Here is a 14,935-nt window from a genome sequence, read left to right as displayed (position 1 = left end):
TGTGCGGTCAAGGAAGTGCAACCCTTCTCGGAGTGATCTCAATAACCACAACTTAGAAGGTGTTGCACTTCCGCTTAGAACCCGGGTTCGGTGACGAGCGTGTCGTGAAGATATGCGAAGATTGCTTTGCGGGCGATTGGCGCAGTTGGTAGCGCGCTTCCCTCACACGGAAGAGGCCATCGGTTCGAGTCCGGTATCGCCCACTTGTAAAATCCCTGGTCAGAGGCTAGTTTCACTCGGAAAGTCCACCGGTGAACCGGAGCCAATTCGGCCAAATGACACCAAAATGACACCAAAGTTTTTAGCGGCGTGCATTGCTGTTTTGGCCGTGGACAAAAATGACACCAAAATGACACGGGCAAATGAGCCGGAAAACGGCTCAAATAATCCGCCTTCTCGGCGCGACAATGATGCCATTTCATCGCACCGCGAATCAGATCTATCCGCCGCCCGCTGAGAGGGCGCTCGGGAGGCCCTAATAGCGGTCGACAGACCAGGCTTCTGGCCCCGACACGGTCGAGTATTTGAGCGTTGACTGCATTGGAGACGGAAACGTCTTCGGCGTCAATGAGGTCTGCATATCTGTCCAGGGTCATTGAAGCCGATGAGTGGCCAAGCATCTCCTGTAAGACCTTCACTTTGGCGCCGCTCGACACCGCGATGCTCGCAGCCTTATGGCGCAGATCGTTAGGGGTGATGCTCGGAAACTCCTCGATCGTGCGGCGCTCTGGTCGTGCGGCGCTCTGGTCGTGCTCGCGCCGAGCGTGCCTCGTTGATGCTCTCGGGCGCCAGTCGCCCAACCCGACGGGCCAGCAGAGCGAGGCCGTAAATACACAGTCGATCCTGCGCTCACCTTCTATCTGCTCCTCCATGGCGTGCGCAGCAGCTCGGGAAAGAACACCTCTCTGTTCTTCTGGAACTTCGATTGGCCCTCAATAAACACACCCTCGACTGACGTTGCCGACCTGTCGATAGTGAGACGACGGGTCGACGGGTTCACCTTCCCCACCCGAAGCGCGGTGAGCTCCCCGAACCGCAGGCCCGAATAGGCCAGTAGACCGACCAGCGTCCGAAACCTAGGGTCTCTCGCGTCAGCGAACTCGATGATCTTCTGATGCGTCAGGTACGGCACCATACGCGTGTCGAAAAGTTCTTGTCACGATCACCGCTCGGGCGTCTCGTACTCGAACGAATTCACACTCCTAAACTCTGCGACTCAGTCGGACCATGAGCCAGCGCTCGTCGGCCTCGCAGATAAGACCTAAAGAACCCAAAACGCCGATTTCAACTCGCCGTTCGCTCCGCAACAACCAAAGATTTCTTCCTGACTAGCCCCCGCTAGCAACCCGCTCGGCCTCAGCACGAGTCTTCTCATACAAGCCCATCGCGATGAGTACTTCTTTGACCTGGCCGAAGTCTTCGAGTTGCAGAAGCGCTTTGAAAGCGCCATTGAGTCCGGTAGCGGAGCGATACATAGCGTCTTCGAGTTCGCCGACGATGGTGGGCGAACCTTCGAAGTCGGTCTCGGTATTGGCGATCGCTTCAGCCTGAAGTTTCTCGTTTTCGACGACATGGCGCAACAATGATTCGGCGGCGTTGACTCCATCTACTTCGTCGATGCCGCTACCGGAGAACAGTTGGTTGATCTTGTCGATCACTTCTTGCAGCAACCCGTACTTCACTTCGCGCGGCTTTCCGGAGCCAGAGTCGGTGATGCCCGTGAGCTCCCCCGCTTTGCCGGGCGTGAGGCCCAAACTCTTCGCTTCTTGCTTACGAAGGCGGTAGTGGGTGAGCACGATGTCATCCGTGTTGATCTCAGATGGTGCCGCTTCTTGGCGTTCGATCACTCGGCGGTAGACCCGCAGGAAGATTGCCCACTTCTCAATGTCAGTGTCGCCATAGTCGATGATCTGCGAGAAGAAGTCGTAGGCACGAACGAACGCATTGACGGTGCCGCGGAAGTCTTCGAGGCGACCAATTTCGAGGTCGTCGGTCTCAGCTCCCGCGTTGGCGGTGTTCCACCGGTCCCAGAACACATCCCGTGAAGCTTTGATGTGGGAGTAGAGGGCGTTGTGGCGGGTCTTGTTGAGCCACGCGTTGACGACCCCGTCCACATCGTGTTGGTCGATGATGCTCATGCCGCGCAGTTTGCTGAGCATGTCGTGGATGATGTCTGGATTTGAAGGCGTGGTGAGTTCGGCATCCTCGTAGTAGGTCTGGAACGCCGTGAGAATCTCGTCGGGGTCGTTGACGAAGTCGAGGATGTAGGTGTTCTCTTTACCGGGGATCACACGGTTGAGCCGCGACAGGGTTTGCACCGCGGTGATTCCGGAGAGCTTCTTGTCGACATACATTCCGACCAGCAGCGGCTGGTCGAAGCCGGTCTGGTACTTGTTGGCAACGATCATGACCTGGTAGTCGTCGCCGCTGAATGCTTTTTCGAGCGAGCGGCCTTTGAGCCCCTGGTTCATGTTCGTTTCGGTGAGGTCGGTGGAGCCCGAGTCGGGGTCGTTGACGGAGCCGGAGAACGCAACTAACGCGCCGAGCTCTTTTTCAAGCTTGTGCTCGGCAAGGTAGCTGTCAATCGCTTGTTTGTAGCGCACGGCTTCTTTGCGGGAGCTGGTGACGACCATTGCTTTGGAGCGTCCGCCGAGTTCGCGTCGAACGTTGGTGCGGAAGTGTTCAACGATCACCGCAACTTTCTGGGCGATGTTGGTGGGGTGCAGTCGCACCCAGCGCATGAGTTCGCTGTTTGCTTTGGAGGTGTCCACTTCCACGGCGACGTCAGCGTGATCGGCATGAGCAATTTCGAAGGCAAGGTCGTAGGAGAGGTAGTTCTTGAGCACGTCGAGAATGAAGCCCTCTTCAATGGCTTGTTTCATCGAGTAGAGGTCGAACTCCTTCTTCACCCCGGCTTCGTCGTCGCGCCCGAACAGTTCAACCGTCTTGCCCTTGGGCGTTGCGGTGAAGGCGAAGAAGGAGATTGTGCCGACTCCGACTTTGCGCGCCATAAGGTCGGCGAGCACGTCTTCAACATCGGTGGTGAGCTCAGGGGTCTCCCCCGCATCCGCCTCGGGCGCGGCTGTGCTGCTGGCTGTTGCCCCGACGGTGAGTACTTGCTTGAGGGATGCTGCGGCTTCTCCTGTTTGGGATGAGTGGGCTTCGTCGGCGATGACGGCATACTTGCGCCCAGCAAGACCTGCGTTCTTTTCAATCACGCTCAGCGCGTGCGGGAACGTCTGAAGGGTGACTCCGATGATTTGTTTGCCGGCGAGGAGAGCTTCGGCGAGCTGTTTCGACTTGGAGGCGTCACCGCCGCGTGTGATGGGCTGGAAGACCCCGCTGGTGGTTTCGAGCTGTTCAACGGCCCGCTGGAGTTGCCCGTCGAGCACCTGACGGTCGGAGACGACTATGACGCCGTTGAAGACTTTGTTGCCGTCGCTGTCGTGGAGTTGGGCCATGCGGTGCGCGGTCCAGGCAATGGAGTCTGTTTTGCCTGAGCCAGCGGAGTGTTGGATGAGGTAGTTGTGGCCAGCACCTTCAACAGCGACAGCACGCTCAAGTTTCGTGACGGCCCGCCACTGGTGGTAGCGAGGAAAGCGCAAGTAGCGGGCGTAGGACTTTTTGCCATCGATGGCGTCGGTGTGTTCTTCAAAGCGGTAATGCAGAAACCGACCAATGAGGTCGAGCCAGGTTTCGCGTTGCAGTATTTCTTCCCAAAAGTATGAGGTGGGGCTACTTTCGCCCGCGGCTGGGGCGTTTCCGGCGCCATTGTTCTTGCCTCGGTTGAAGGGCAGGAAGCGGGTGTTGTTGCCGTCAAGTTTGGTGGCCATGTGAACTTCTTCGTTGGTGACAACGAAGTGCACAAGGGCACCACGGCCGAAGGTGAGGAGCGGCTCCCCTTCAGGCTTGCGGTCCTGTGAGTACTGTTTGAGGCCGGCTGCAAGACTCTGGGTGAGGTCGGTTTTGAGTTCAACGGTGCTGACGGGGATGCCGTTGACGAACAGTACGAGATCGATGCGGTTTTGGGTGCGGCCGGAGTATTCGACTTGCCGCATCACACGCAAACGGTTCTTGTTGTACCGCTCGACAGTTGCCGGGTTCAGGGTGGTGGCAGGCCGCGCCTGAAGGAGACTGAATTTGGCGTTGAGTACGCTGACGGGTTTCTTGAGTGCGTTGAGGGTGCCGCCGGCGTTCATGGGGTCGGTGGCCATGATTTTGGCGATGCGGTCAAGGATCTGTTTGCGACCCTGATTCTGGGCGATTTCGGATGCGTCGGGCTTGACGATCTTGTCGAGTTGGTCAGGCTGGGTGTCGTTCAGCCACGCCCAGATGTCATCAGGGAAGAGTGCGCGTTCACCGTCGTAGCCGAGGTCATCAGGTGAGTACTCCCACCCGTGCGCTGCCAGGTATTCGCAGATCTCTGTTTCGAATGCGTCTTCATGATGCAAAGCCATTACGCCACCGCCCCGTGTTCGCGAACATCAATCTTGCCGGTCACTGCTGCCGAGATAAGAGCTGCCCTACGCTCGCGCGAGAGCGCGATTGCTTCCTTCGCATCAGCGATTGCGGCGTCGTACTCGGCAGTTTCCCTACGTAGATACGATGCTATGGCCCGCTGCTCGCCCAGCGGGGGCTCTGGAACTTGCTGGGCAAGAACGGCGCCTCCGGTTATTAGCGGCTGCGCGGTTTTGTCTGCGAGCTCGTTTAAGCGCCGGGCGACAAGGACGTCATGCAAGTACGCTTGATCCACTTTCGAGGTATCAAGCACTAGTCTCAATGCGTTATCAGTCACCCATGATTCTTCGCAAATCACGTGCGCGTTTCCGCACAGCGCACCCACTCGCCCTATTGCGATGCCACCAGCCGCCATATTGTGCAATGCACCGAAACCAATCACTCCGTTACCTCCGTACACGGCGAATGGCGCAGCCTCAGATTGATCCGCCCGAAGTTGGCTCGCGTCCATCCCCAAACCAGACGAACAACGCGCGACGTACGCAAGCCTGGGCAACCGCCAGTGCGTTGGTATTTCACCAATCCATTCGACACCGCTGTCTTTCATTGGGACGGTCGGGTCGAGGCCCTTAGTGACGGCGTGGCTGATCGTGGCGGCACGCCGCTCGGCGAGCAACCCGATAAGTTCCTCCTGATCCGCGATGAACGCGTCAATCTCCGCCGTCTCCCGATCCAAGAAATCAGCGATGGACCTTTGGATAGCTCGCGGAGGCTTCAGAATCGGAAATACCATCAAATTGTCACGACTCATCTGAAGCGAATTGGGCCTAATCCCAGTCAACCGACTCGTATACGCGTCGATGTAAGTGGCGCTGCGCATCAAGTGATGAAGGTAGCGCCTTTCAAAACTCTCGTCGATCCAGTACGTGCGATATGCAGGACTCACGTGTCCAGTGAGTTCAGACACACCAAGTCCGCCGTAATTCAGCCACATTGTGTTTACAGCAAGCTGCCCGGGCCTAACAACACGGTAGGTCGCTACTTCTGCCTCAGTGCGCCGTTGATTCTCATCGTCATACTTCTTGATCTCAACTCCGCGATAGCCGGAAATAGAGAGCATCTTCCCGACCGGTGAATCGCCGTTGACCTCGCTCGATTCACGGAAAGCGTGGCGAAAAGGTCGGACTGCCCAATCCGCAGGGATCTCAGCGAGCCACTCGATCCCACTCGTTTTGTACTCGTTGTAAGGCTTCAGTTTGGTCATGCCTTCACCGCTTCAAGACGCGCACGAATCCGTCCCAAGACCGCATCGAGGTCCGCATCGATCTCTTCGAGAGAACGCGGCGGAACGTACTTGTAGAAATGACGTGTGAAAGGGATTTCGCATCCTTCCTTCGTCTTCGACCCATCGATCCACGCATCAGGCGCGAACGGCTTCACCTCACGCTCGAAGTACTCGTGGATGTCTTCACCCCACGGTACGTTCTCGGTGTCGCGAAGAGTTGGATCGGCCTCTGGTCGTTTCTTGCCGTCCACAATGATCGGAGAAGACTCATCCCGCTCTGCCAAACCAGCCAACAACGCCTTCAGCTGGGCTGCGCTGAGAGAGACACCTGCCGCGTCAAGACGCGACACGATCTGCTTACGGAAGGCTGCGGCATCCGTCATCGGCTCGATCTGATTCGCCTCAACCTGCTCAGCAAAAGTTGACCAGTCAGCATCCACCTTCTCCAAGGCCTTGGCCTCACGAGCAACAGTGAAGCGCTCCGACGTCAAAGCCCAATTCAGCCGCAGCGGGCGCTCGACGGTGATCGTGCGATAGAAGAAATCCTCCACCGCAAACCACTTCGAGCACTCATCCTCAGCAGTGCTGTCATACAGCTTCACTAGCGCTGCGATGTCCTCTTGACCGAGCTCATTGCGCTTCGAGCCCAAACCTTTACGCATCTTGTGGAACAGTTTCGACCCATCGATCAGCTGCACCTTGCCCACACGCTCCGGGCTCTTCTTCGTCGACAGCACCCAAATGTAGGTCGCGATACCCGTGTTGTAGAACATGTCCGACGGCAACGCAATGATCGCCTCCAGCAGGTCACGCTCCAACACCCACTTGCGGATGTTGGACTCCCCCGAACCCGCACCACCCGTAAACAACGGGCTACCGTTCAGCACGATCGCCGCCCGACCGCCACCATCCTCAGCGGGGCGCATCTTCGAAATCAGGTGCAACAAGAACAGCATCGACCCATCAGAAACACGGGGCAGACCTGGGCCAAAACGGCCCGCAAAACCACGATCCTTATGTTCCTCAGTGACAGCCTTCTGCTGCTTCTTCCAATCCACCCCAAACGGCGGATTCGACAGACAATACGAGAACGTGCTGTTCGTGTGACCGTCATGCAGCAACGTGTCACCGAAGATGATCGCATCCACCGACTGACCCTTCACCGTCATATCGGCCTTACAAATCGCATACGACTGCGGATTGATCTCCTGGCCAGCCAACGTCAACGTCGCACTCGGATTAGCGGAACGGATGTGATCCTCCGCCACCGACAACATCCCACCCGTACCTGCCGTGGGGTCGTACACCGACCGCACCACGTTCTGCTTCGCCAACGTCTCCGACTCCGGCGCCAACAACACATCAACCATCAGCTCAACAACGTCACGCGGAGTGAAATGCTCACCCGCGGTCTCATTCGACGCCTCCGCAAACTTACGGATCAGCTCCTCGAAGATGTGACCCATCTCCTCATTCGGAACCGACGCCGGCGACAGGTCGACCTCAGCAAACTTCTGCGTCACCAAAAACAGAAGATCATGCTCATCGAGCTCGGCGATGCGCTCAGAGATCTTGTACTTATCGAAAATGTCTTTGACGTTCTCAGAGAAACCATTCACGTAATCGAGAAGGTTCACCGCCACGTTCTCGGAATCACCCAGCGCCGACTTCATGTCGAAGCGTGACTCGTTCCAGAACGAATACTCGTGACCCGCCTTGTTGCGGAGCAGCGACGCCCGAACCGGCATCTCCTGGCTCTTCGCCTCCTCCACAGCGGCAAACACCGCCTGCTTCGTGGGCGCAAGCACGGCATCCAAACGGCGAAGCACCGTGAACGGAAGGATGATGTCGCCATATTGGTGGGCTTTGAAACTGCCCCGCAACAGATCAGCGATGGACCAAATGAAAGTGGCGTGGTTATTGCTCAAAACTTAGTACTCCTCATTAACACGTATTTCGAATGCTATCGGGAATCGCAGACATCGCCGTGGAGACGGTGAACTGCGGGACTTCCCCGCCCGGGGACCCTCCGTCAGCGGACGGGCGATGTGGCCTGAAGAAGCGTCTCGCGGTCAAGTCGCATCCGGTTCGACGTTAGAGCGAAGTGTGGGTCTGGCTGCGCGTGTATGCGGGCAATTCATGAATCACTGCAGTGCCTCCCGGTCTTCGTCGGATTCGTCACCGCCGTCGGCATCATCCGTCTCGCTGTACAACTCAATACCCTCCAGCGCAGCTTGAAGGTCGATTGCATGCTTCCCCACGAAACGGATTCGACCATTGTCACCGGCGAGTTGCACTTCGACAGACGCGCTCCCGCTCATACCGATGGTTTGGGTGAGCAGGTCCTCGCGCAGCGTTTCTATCGGAGTCGACCGTGCATGTTGATACTTTGCTGCGCAGGTGGGGCACAACGCGAGGCGATTCTCTTGGAGGTCTCGGTGAGCATCGCTATCAAATTGGACGGCAACAAAGTAATACTGATCGTCCACCTTGAATGGCATTCCCTCGGCACAAATCTGGCACACTAAGACTCCGTCGTCATTCGAGTACAACTCTGACAGATAGGCCTTAGCTGTGCTGCGAAGCCCCGGTTCTTGAACACGAACGCTTCGAAGTCGTGTTGCGTAGCGGCGCTCCGGCGATTCGACGACTCGGTCACGGACGCGACTCGCGCGACGCTCCGGTGCCGGAGAGGAAGCTTCAGGCAGCCCGGGAGCCTTTCTTGAACGCACCCATTCTCGGAACGCGTCGGGATCGTCGTTGTACACCCGGGCAATTTCTTGGGCCACCTCGACAGAGCCAAATCCCCACGCCGCTGCGTGCACTTCATCGCCGCGCTCCCGCAGCGCTGCTAGTTTGGCGACCTGACCGAAATGCATTTGATCAAGGAGCGGCGCGCTTGACGGCAGTGTCATTCCCTCCGCCAGGTCGCTTGCTGTCGTTTCAGCGGGGGTGCGAAGATTCCCATCACGGTCGAGGATCCACGGCGTCTCCCTGAGTATCTGCACGAGTTGCGAGTCAATACGGTGCACGTTGCTGGATGCGTTTGCGCTATAAACAGCCTCGCCGGCGGAGCCGGCAGCGCGCGAGACTAGACCCCACAGCCCTCGTAAAAGGTTCTCATCATTTGCCTCGACGATCGCCGGGAGGTGCTCGATCGTCCAATCTTGGGCGCGTAGATTTTCATTCTCCCGACTTTGATGGCGCCACCGGTTCTCGAATAACGAATTGCGCCAAATTGCGGTCCTCCTAACCACGACGCCCTTTGTTGCGCCGAGACGAATCGCTAGCTGAGCAACATCAAGGATGCACCCGCTATACACGTTGGAAAGTGGGTGCAAAACTGTGCCGCTGAATGCATCCGATTGGTACAGCGCGCCAAGTCCCGACGGCAGGAAAGGCTCATCGATGAACAATTCGGCGGCTGATACCCAGCGCAGGCTGGAACCGTCGTCGGCGAGAAATATCGAAAGGTGTGCAAAATTTTGTGCAGCTACTGTCTTCTCTTCAAGGAGCGCATCGAGCGTGACCAGATCATCGATATGTGCCGGGCTAACCGCGCTCATGGCCGGGGAATACGAACGGAACCTAGCTGTTAGCTGAGCCGCAGCGTCCCAGGGTTTAACGCCGGCCCGTTTAAAGAATTGTGAAAGGGCATCTTTGTCGGCTGCCGGTGCGCTCGTCTCGCTCTCGTCAAACTCAACGAGCGAGTCCAAAACCAGACTCTCGGCTCGCAATCCGGAGGCCGCCGGGATGAATGCGCCGAGCCCACGGACGTGTTCGACCCCTCTAAGGGTCTGGATGCGAATGAGGGGCACAACTGAGAGGCTTTCCGGATAGGGATCACTGTAGACACGAAAGCGGGGATCGAGACGCGTGAAAGGATTATGATTCTGCTTCGACAGTCGTCCGAGCGCGGCATAAAAGCTTCGGAGCCAGTCGTTGCCCTTGCCAGATAGCCAGTCCATCCAGCGCCTAAACTCTTCGATTTCGATCGAATCCAGGTACTGATCGGCCTCGTCGCCCCATCGTTCGAGCTCCTCATGGGTCTCACCGAGGCGTTCGAACGCATTGGCCAGCTCAGCAGAACCGAATTCAATTGCCGACAATGACGAAAGAAACTCGCGTGCCCGGTCGTCGCTACGCGGGAGCCATCCGGCTGCGGGCTCAATCGGTTCGGTCTCAGACAATTCCCGAAAGAAATCGACATCTGCTGGTGACATCGCGGCTCGGATTGCCCCCTCCGACCGGATCAGGCTGGAAGACTGTGCATGTCCGCCACCGCGAATCGGAGTGACGGGCTGCTCTTCAAACGCTTGGATCAGTTGCTGGCGAATCGGCTCGTACCGCTCAGGTAAATCATCCGCCTCATTGGGAAGTGCGCTGAGTAGGCCTTGAGCGACTAGGCCCGCATCGCGCATCGCAGGTAGAGCTGCAGCGATGAGTTTTGCGATCCCTGCGATCAGTAGGTCGTTGCCGTCATCATCGCGGACGCTGTCACGAGCGACCGTGGATGCGAACGGTGCGTGAATGTGGAACTTTAAGCGAGAGGTCTCCCTCACCGCGGGAAAATAGATGAAGACTTCGCCATCGATGGGGGCTACCGCATATTTGACAGGTTGCGCGCTGCCGCGTGCGCCCGGGAGCCCCGTGCTCTTAGGTCCTTCTCCCGCCTCCACCAGTGAAAACGCGGCGGCCACAGGGAACCGAGCCCCGCCAAGCTCGACATCGCCCGAAATCCGGTACCAAAAAGTGGGACCGGTGTGTTCGTGGACACTGTCAATTTCGATCACACCATTGGTCGAACTATTGCGTTCAATTAGGCGCACTTCCGAGTCCGGGAAAGTGCATTCAATCGAGCGAATATTGCTGAGAAAGAGCAATGTACTTCGAGAGAGTTCGCGGAGCGCGCGACCGACTTCGATGAAAGCTTGTTCCGACGGCTTCTCAGGGCGATTGAAGGGAAACCAGAACGAGGTTGAACCTTCGGGTCGATTGACCCGCTCTGCCGGCGTGGGCACGAACAGATCGTGGATGGTGAAGGAGTGCTCTCCAGATTGAACGTGCGGCGTTTCGGTATAGGCGAATACTGCCTTGAAGCCGACGCCGAACTTCCCGATACTCGTTGCATCGTTTGATTTGGTCGACTGGCCGATCCCCGTAATCGAATCGATATCGCCCACGTCGAATGATCGTTTCCCATTGTGTTCAAAGCGAAGTCCATCGGGGCGGAGCTCGAAGGAGACCTCTTGAGCCCCGGCATCCTCAGCATTCTGCAGCAATTCGTAAATGAAGTGAGCGTTGTCGGGATAGAGGTCGGCGAGCAGTTTGCGCAGCCCCTCTTCGAAGCCGTTTTCACGCGCGGCGTCGACGTAGTCGCGCCGCTTCTTTGCAAGCGCCTCTAGTCCACTCATGGTGCCACGACCTGTACTACTACGTTCGCGATGTGCCTTGTCGTTAGGTCAGTTCGGGCGACACCACTTTTCTGCGCGCCGAGCAATCGGTCAAATGACGCCTCTGCTCCGCGCATTTCGCCAATCTTCATAGTCTGAATATCGGAGTGGGCAGCCGAGTCCAACTGTCGCTGAATAGCAGACAGGCGACGAGCCTTCTGAGATCGAAGCGCCGCCAGCCGACGCTCTGCCGAAGCACCTTGCCGTTGCTGGTGAGTGTGCCGTGCCTCAACCCACAGATTCGCGTGTCGCCTATCCAGATCGAGATGCTCTTGTTCCGTCACCGCTCTGAGGTCAGCAGAGCCGGAGGTCGACAGGAGCTCAACCGCGCAGCCTTCCACCGCCGCATCAACTGAGACCATTCGGAAGGTGAGCGAATCGGTGCTGCCACGTCGGGTCCACGCATAAATTCCAATCGGATACGCGCCGGGCGCGACTCGATCTGACACCACCTTTAGCGCACAGGAAAGGGGCTCATCGACCGCACTGCGCTTCGCTGCAAGGAGCACCAACGGATGGGTCGGTCCCAGAAGCTCGATCTCGCCCTCGTCTTCATCTTCGGCCAGATCTAAATCAGTCGTCAAGCGAAGCACAATTCTCTCCCCGCGAAGTCGGCGCTTGAGTCGGTGGGCCTCAATTCCTTGATCATCAAGGTCCTCTGAGATTTGAGCAGCGACATCCGCAGAAACCGGGACTCGTGCCACCCGTCCGGGTCGAATTGCGATCGAACGCCCGGGCTGGATGCCTTCGAAGTACTGTCGGACGAGCGCGGCAATCTTGGTGTCGCTAAGCCACTCGCTTGATGCTTCCGCCACGTCCTGCTCGAAAGTCTCGCCCGAGTAGCCGAGCAAATCTGGCTGCTGGTCTTCAAGCCCCTGCTCTTCCTCAACGCGCGATATTTCGTTGTCAGCCAGTTGCCGGAGGGCGGCAGCACGCTCAGCGCGGGTTAGCTGAAGATCGGTCGCAATATCGACAATCGCTGCAGTTATCTCTCCCAAGATCTGTTCGCTGCCGCCGAGCGCATGATTGAACACGCCAATACGAGAGAGGCAACGGTCGTAAATCTCGGCCTCAATTGTGCCCCGGGTGAGGATGTTTACAATCGCGACCGTATCGCTCTTCTGGCCGCGACGATCAATGCGCCCAATTCGTTGTTCAATACGCATCGGGTTCCACGGGATGTCGTAATTCACGATGGTGTTGCAGAACTGATAGTCGAGGCCCTCTGTACCTACTTCCGAAGACAACATCACATCCACGGCGTCCCGCGAAGAGCGATCGAGTTTGAATCGGTGTCGAATCGACTTTCGATCTTCGTCGGCGACCCCTCCATGCATGACTCCCACTCGGATACCCATTCGGTGGCACTCTGCTTCGAGGTACTGGATGGTGTGGCGAAAAGTTGAGAAAACGAGCACCTTATTGTTCGAATCGGCGGACTTGTCTTGAATCACCTGCCGGAGCAGCTCAACCTTGGGATCGGCCTCCCCAATAAGTCCCTCCGCAAGGTATTGAATTTCGCGAGCTTCAGCGCGGAACTCCGCTATTTGCTGGGAACTTAGTGCATATTCTTCGTACTCGGCAGACATTTCCGAGCTGCGAAGTCGATTTTCGAAGATGTCCTGAATGAGGGGCGCAAGCCCCGAGATTGAGCTCGCAGCCTGACGATAAAGCGTCGATAACAAGAACTTGACCGAAATCTCGGGAGAACGAGCCGCTGCAATACGTTCGCCGAGAGCCAGTACTGCGAAATACACTCGCTCCTGCTCGGCCGTGAACTCTACGACGGGCGCCGAGGGCTTTCGCGTTGTGAACTCACCAATATCTCTACGTCGCGTTCGTGTCACTATCTCCGAAAAGGTATTGAGCTTCTCGATGAGCCGTACTGCGCGAACGCGATCTCTGTCGTCGGGGGATGGATCATTCAATAGATCCAGCAACTCTGCAACGCGCGGATCAATGGACAATACGTCTTGGCCCCACCTGGTCTTGATCGCAAGGCCTAGATGCCGGGTGGCTTGGAAGGCCCAATCTGTGTCGCCGCTGCGTGCAGAAACTGACGCGTTGTAGAGGTGTCCATTTGGCTCAAGCATGACAAGGAAGTCATCCTGATCCGTCACGAGATCATCGCGCAACAAATTTACGATCGTGAAAAGGTCTTGGCTGTGCGTCTGGATCGGAGTGGCCGACATCATCACCACGGCGTCTGATGCATCAACGAAGCGCTGGACGCATTGGTACGCCTTGGTCTCTCGATTCCGTATGTGGTGGGCCTCGTCAACGATTAGCAAGTCGAAGTTGAGTTCGCCCGCGAGATCATCGAGGGAAGCTGCATTCAATCTCTTGCCATTGCGGCGACCCGTTAGAAGCGTCTCGTCGAGCAGCGAGTAAGACAGGATCGCCTTTCGGTAACGGTTCGGCCAAGCGCCATCGCGGAGGGTCTCTTCCATACACCATCGCAACGTTTTGCTGTCGAGATGCACAAAGTCCTCGTCAAACCGTTTGAGTTCATTGCGCCACTTTTCGTCGACCACGAGGGGCCTAGGACAAATCACGAGAACCGATTCCGCACGCTTGCGCGCTTCAAGTTCTTTGATGATGAGGCACGCTTCGATTGTCTTTCCCACACCAACGTCGTCCGCGATAAGAATGCGCGGCCGATCAGACTGCACGAGCTTGAGCACCGGTCGATACTGGTAGGGCTCGAAGTCGACGCGACCAGCGTTGCGGGAATGAAGGTAGTCGCTGTTCGGGTCGAGCAGTAATACCGCAGAGAGTGCCGCATGGAGTTCTTGGGCAGTCACTGCACGACTGTTTTGTGTGTTGTCGATCCGTTCGACCTGCGCCGCAAGATATTGATGAATGGCTCCGTCATGGAAGACACTATGGCGGAGTTCGCCTCCGACCTGATCTGACCCCACCACTGCGCCGCTGACCTCGCGTCGAGCTACTAGCCGCACTAATGTGCCTGGCGTCAGCGGTTCGGGTCCGTCAACAGCCATGTTTCGAATTCTTTCCTACAGTTTGAGATGAGCGCCGTCGAGTACGAGAGCAATCGTCACCCACGACTTTCTTTCATCGAACATAGCCTGTGCCGTGTCCCTCGCGGTGGAGGCGCGGTTCCCGAGCAGATTCCGGGTTAGAGCCACAAGCCACCTGCCCCTCAGCGCCCGTCCTGCTTGCGTCGTCTTGTCGATCTGTTCAGGCCCAGCGGCTACTCGTATATCTCGATAGAACTGGAGTCGTACAGTTCGATCTGAGCCACACCTTCATAAAGTGTGATGCGACCCGAAGTGCACAGGGTCAGTCCGCCTGCGATCGGTTCTAGCGAACCGATATCCCAAACCACGATTTGGAAACGAGCGGGGTCAGGATAATCACGACCAAGGTTCAGGAATACGTCGTCATACGAATTTCCGCCACCGGCGAGCGGACCGCAAACACGTTGAGTGGTCCCGGCGTGAGCGGCAGCTTCATTCCACGCAATGCCGCCACCTGGTTGCTGAATAGCTTCCACTGGTGCAACGGCTGTCTCGCAGAGACCATCCGCGCGAAGAAGCGCAATGGCTCGGGACCCGAAGTGGTCAGAGAGCGAATCGCAGGTATCGATTCCAAACTGCTCCGCTGTGCTCTTCCCTGAAACATAATCCACGAAAACGTCGTACTGACTCGAACAATTACGGCTCAACCAATCGAGTTCCTCGTTTATCACTCCGGCAGTATCGTCAGTCTTCACACG

Annotated in this window: 5 protein-coding genes, 1 tRNA gene and 1 pseudogene; 1 reads left to right on the top strand and 6 read right to left on the bottom strand. The window is 57.3% G+C overall.

Features of this window, described 5'->3' with window-relative positions:
* Positions 1–130: 130 nt before the first annotated feature.
* Positions 131–203, top strand: a tRNA-Val gene (locus tag ABD112_RS05775).
* Between the two features lie 378 nt (positions 204–581).
* Here ABD112_RS05775 and ABD112_RS05770 read toward each other — a convergent pair.
* The 6 genes and pseudogenes from ABD112_RS05770 to ABD112_RS05745 form a co-directional block, all read right to left on the bottom strand.
* Positions 582–926, bottom strand: a pseudogene (locus tag ABD112_RS05770) (tyrosine-type recombinase/integrase); the annotation flags it as partial.
* Between the two features lie 402 nt (positions 927–1,328).
* Positions 1,329–4,457 (bottom strand): type I restriction endonuclease subunit R, encoded by a 3,129-nt coding sequence (locus ABD112_RS05765; protein ID WP_343924014.1) that lies wholly within the window; start codon positions 4,455–4,457, stop codon positions 1,329–1,331.
* Positions 4,457–5,722, bottom strand: a complete 1,266-nt coding sequence (locus ABD112_RS05760; RefSeq protein ID WP_343924012.1) for a restriction endonuclease subunit S — start codon at positions 5,720–5,722, stop codon at positions 4,457–4,459. Before ABD112_RS05760 ends, ABD112_RS05765 begins: the two co-directional genes overlap by 1 nt.
* Entirely contained in the window at positions 5,719–7,671 is a 1,953-nt protein-coding gene (locus tag ABD112_RS05755) for a type I restriction-modification system subunit M (protein ID WP_343924010.1), read from the bottom strand. Before ABD112_RS05755 ends, ABD112_RS05760 begins: the two co-directional genes overlap by 4 nt.
* Before the next feature lie 216 nt (positions 7,672–7,887).
* Positions 7,888–11,157 (bottom strand): sacsin N-terminal ATP-binding-like domain-containing protein, encoded by a 3,270-nt coding sequence (locus tag ABD112_RS05750; RefSeq protein ID WP_343924008.1) that lies wholly within the window; start codon positions 11,155–11,157, stop codon positions 7,888–7,890.
* A complete protein-coding gene (locus tag ABD112_RS05745; RefSeq protein ID WP_343924006.1) occupies positions 11,154–14,198 on the bottom strand; it encodes a DEAD/DEAH box helicase in 3,045 nt (1,014 codons plus the stop codon). The genes ABD112_RS05750 and ABD112_RS05745 overlap by 4 nt, the downstream gene beginning before the upstream one ends.
* Positions 14,199–14,935: the final 737 nt, after the last annotated feature.

Origin of the sequence: Rhodoglobus aureus (genome assembly GCF_039527955.1) — a bacterium.
Classification (GTDB): domain Bacteria; phylum Actinomycetota; class Actinomycetes; order Actinomycetales; family Microbacteriaceae; genus Rhodoglobus; species Rhodoglobus aureus.
The sequence above is the reverse complement of the archived record's forward strand: the minus strand, read 5'-3'. Positions and strand labels throughout refer to the sequence as shown.

Coding starts and splice junctions, on each gene's coding strand:
- ABD112_RS05765 (WP_343924014.1), bottom strand. CDS start 4,457: ATGGCTTTGCATCATGAAGACGCATTCGAAACAGAGATCTGCGAATAC.
- ABD112_RS05760 (WP_343924012.1), bottom strand. CDS start 5,722: ATGACCAAACTGAAGCCTTACAACGAGTACAAAACGAGTGGGATCGAG.
- ABD112_RS05750 (WP_343924008.1), bottom strand. CDS start 11,157: ATGAGTGGACTAGAGGCGCTTGCAAAGAAGCGGCGCGACTACGTCGAC.
- ABD112_RS05745 (WP_343924006.1), bottom strand. CDS start 14,198: ATGGCTGTTGACGGACCCGAACCGCTGACGCCAGGCACATTAGTGCGG.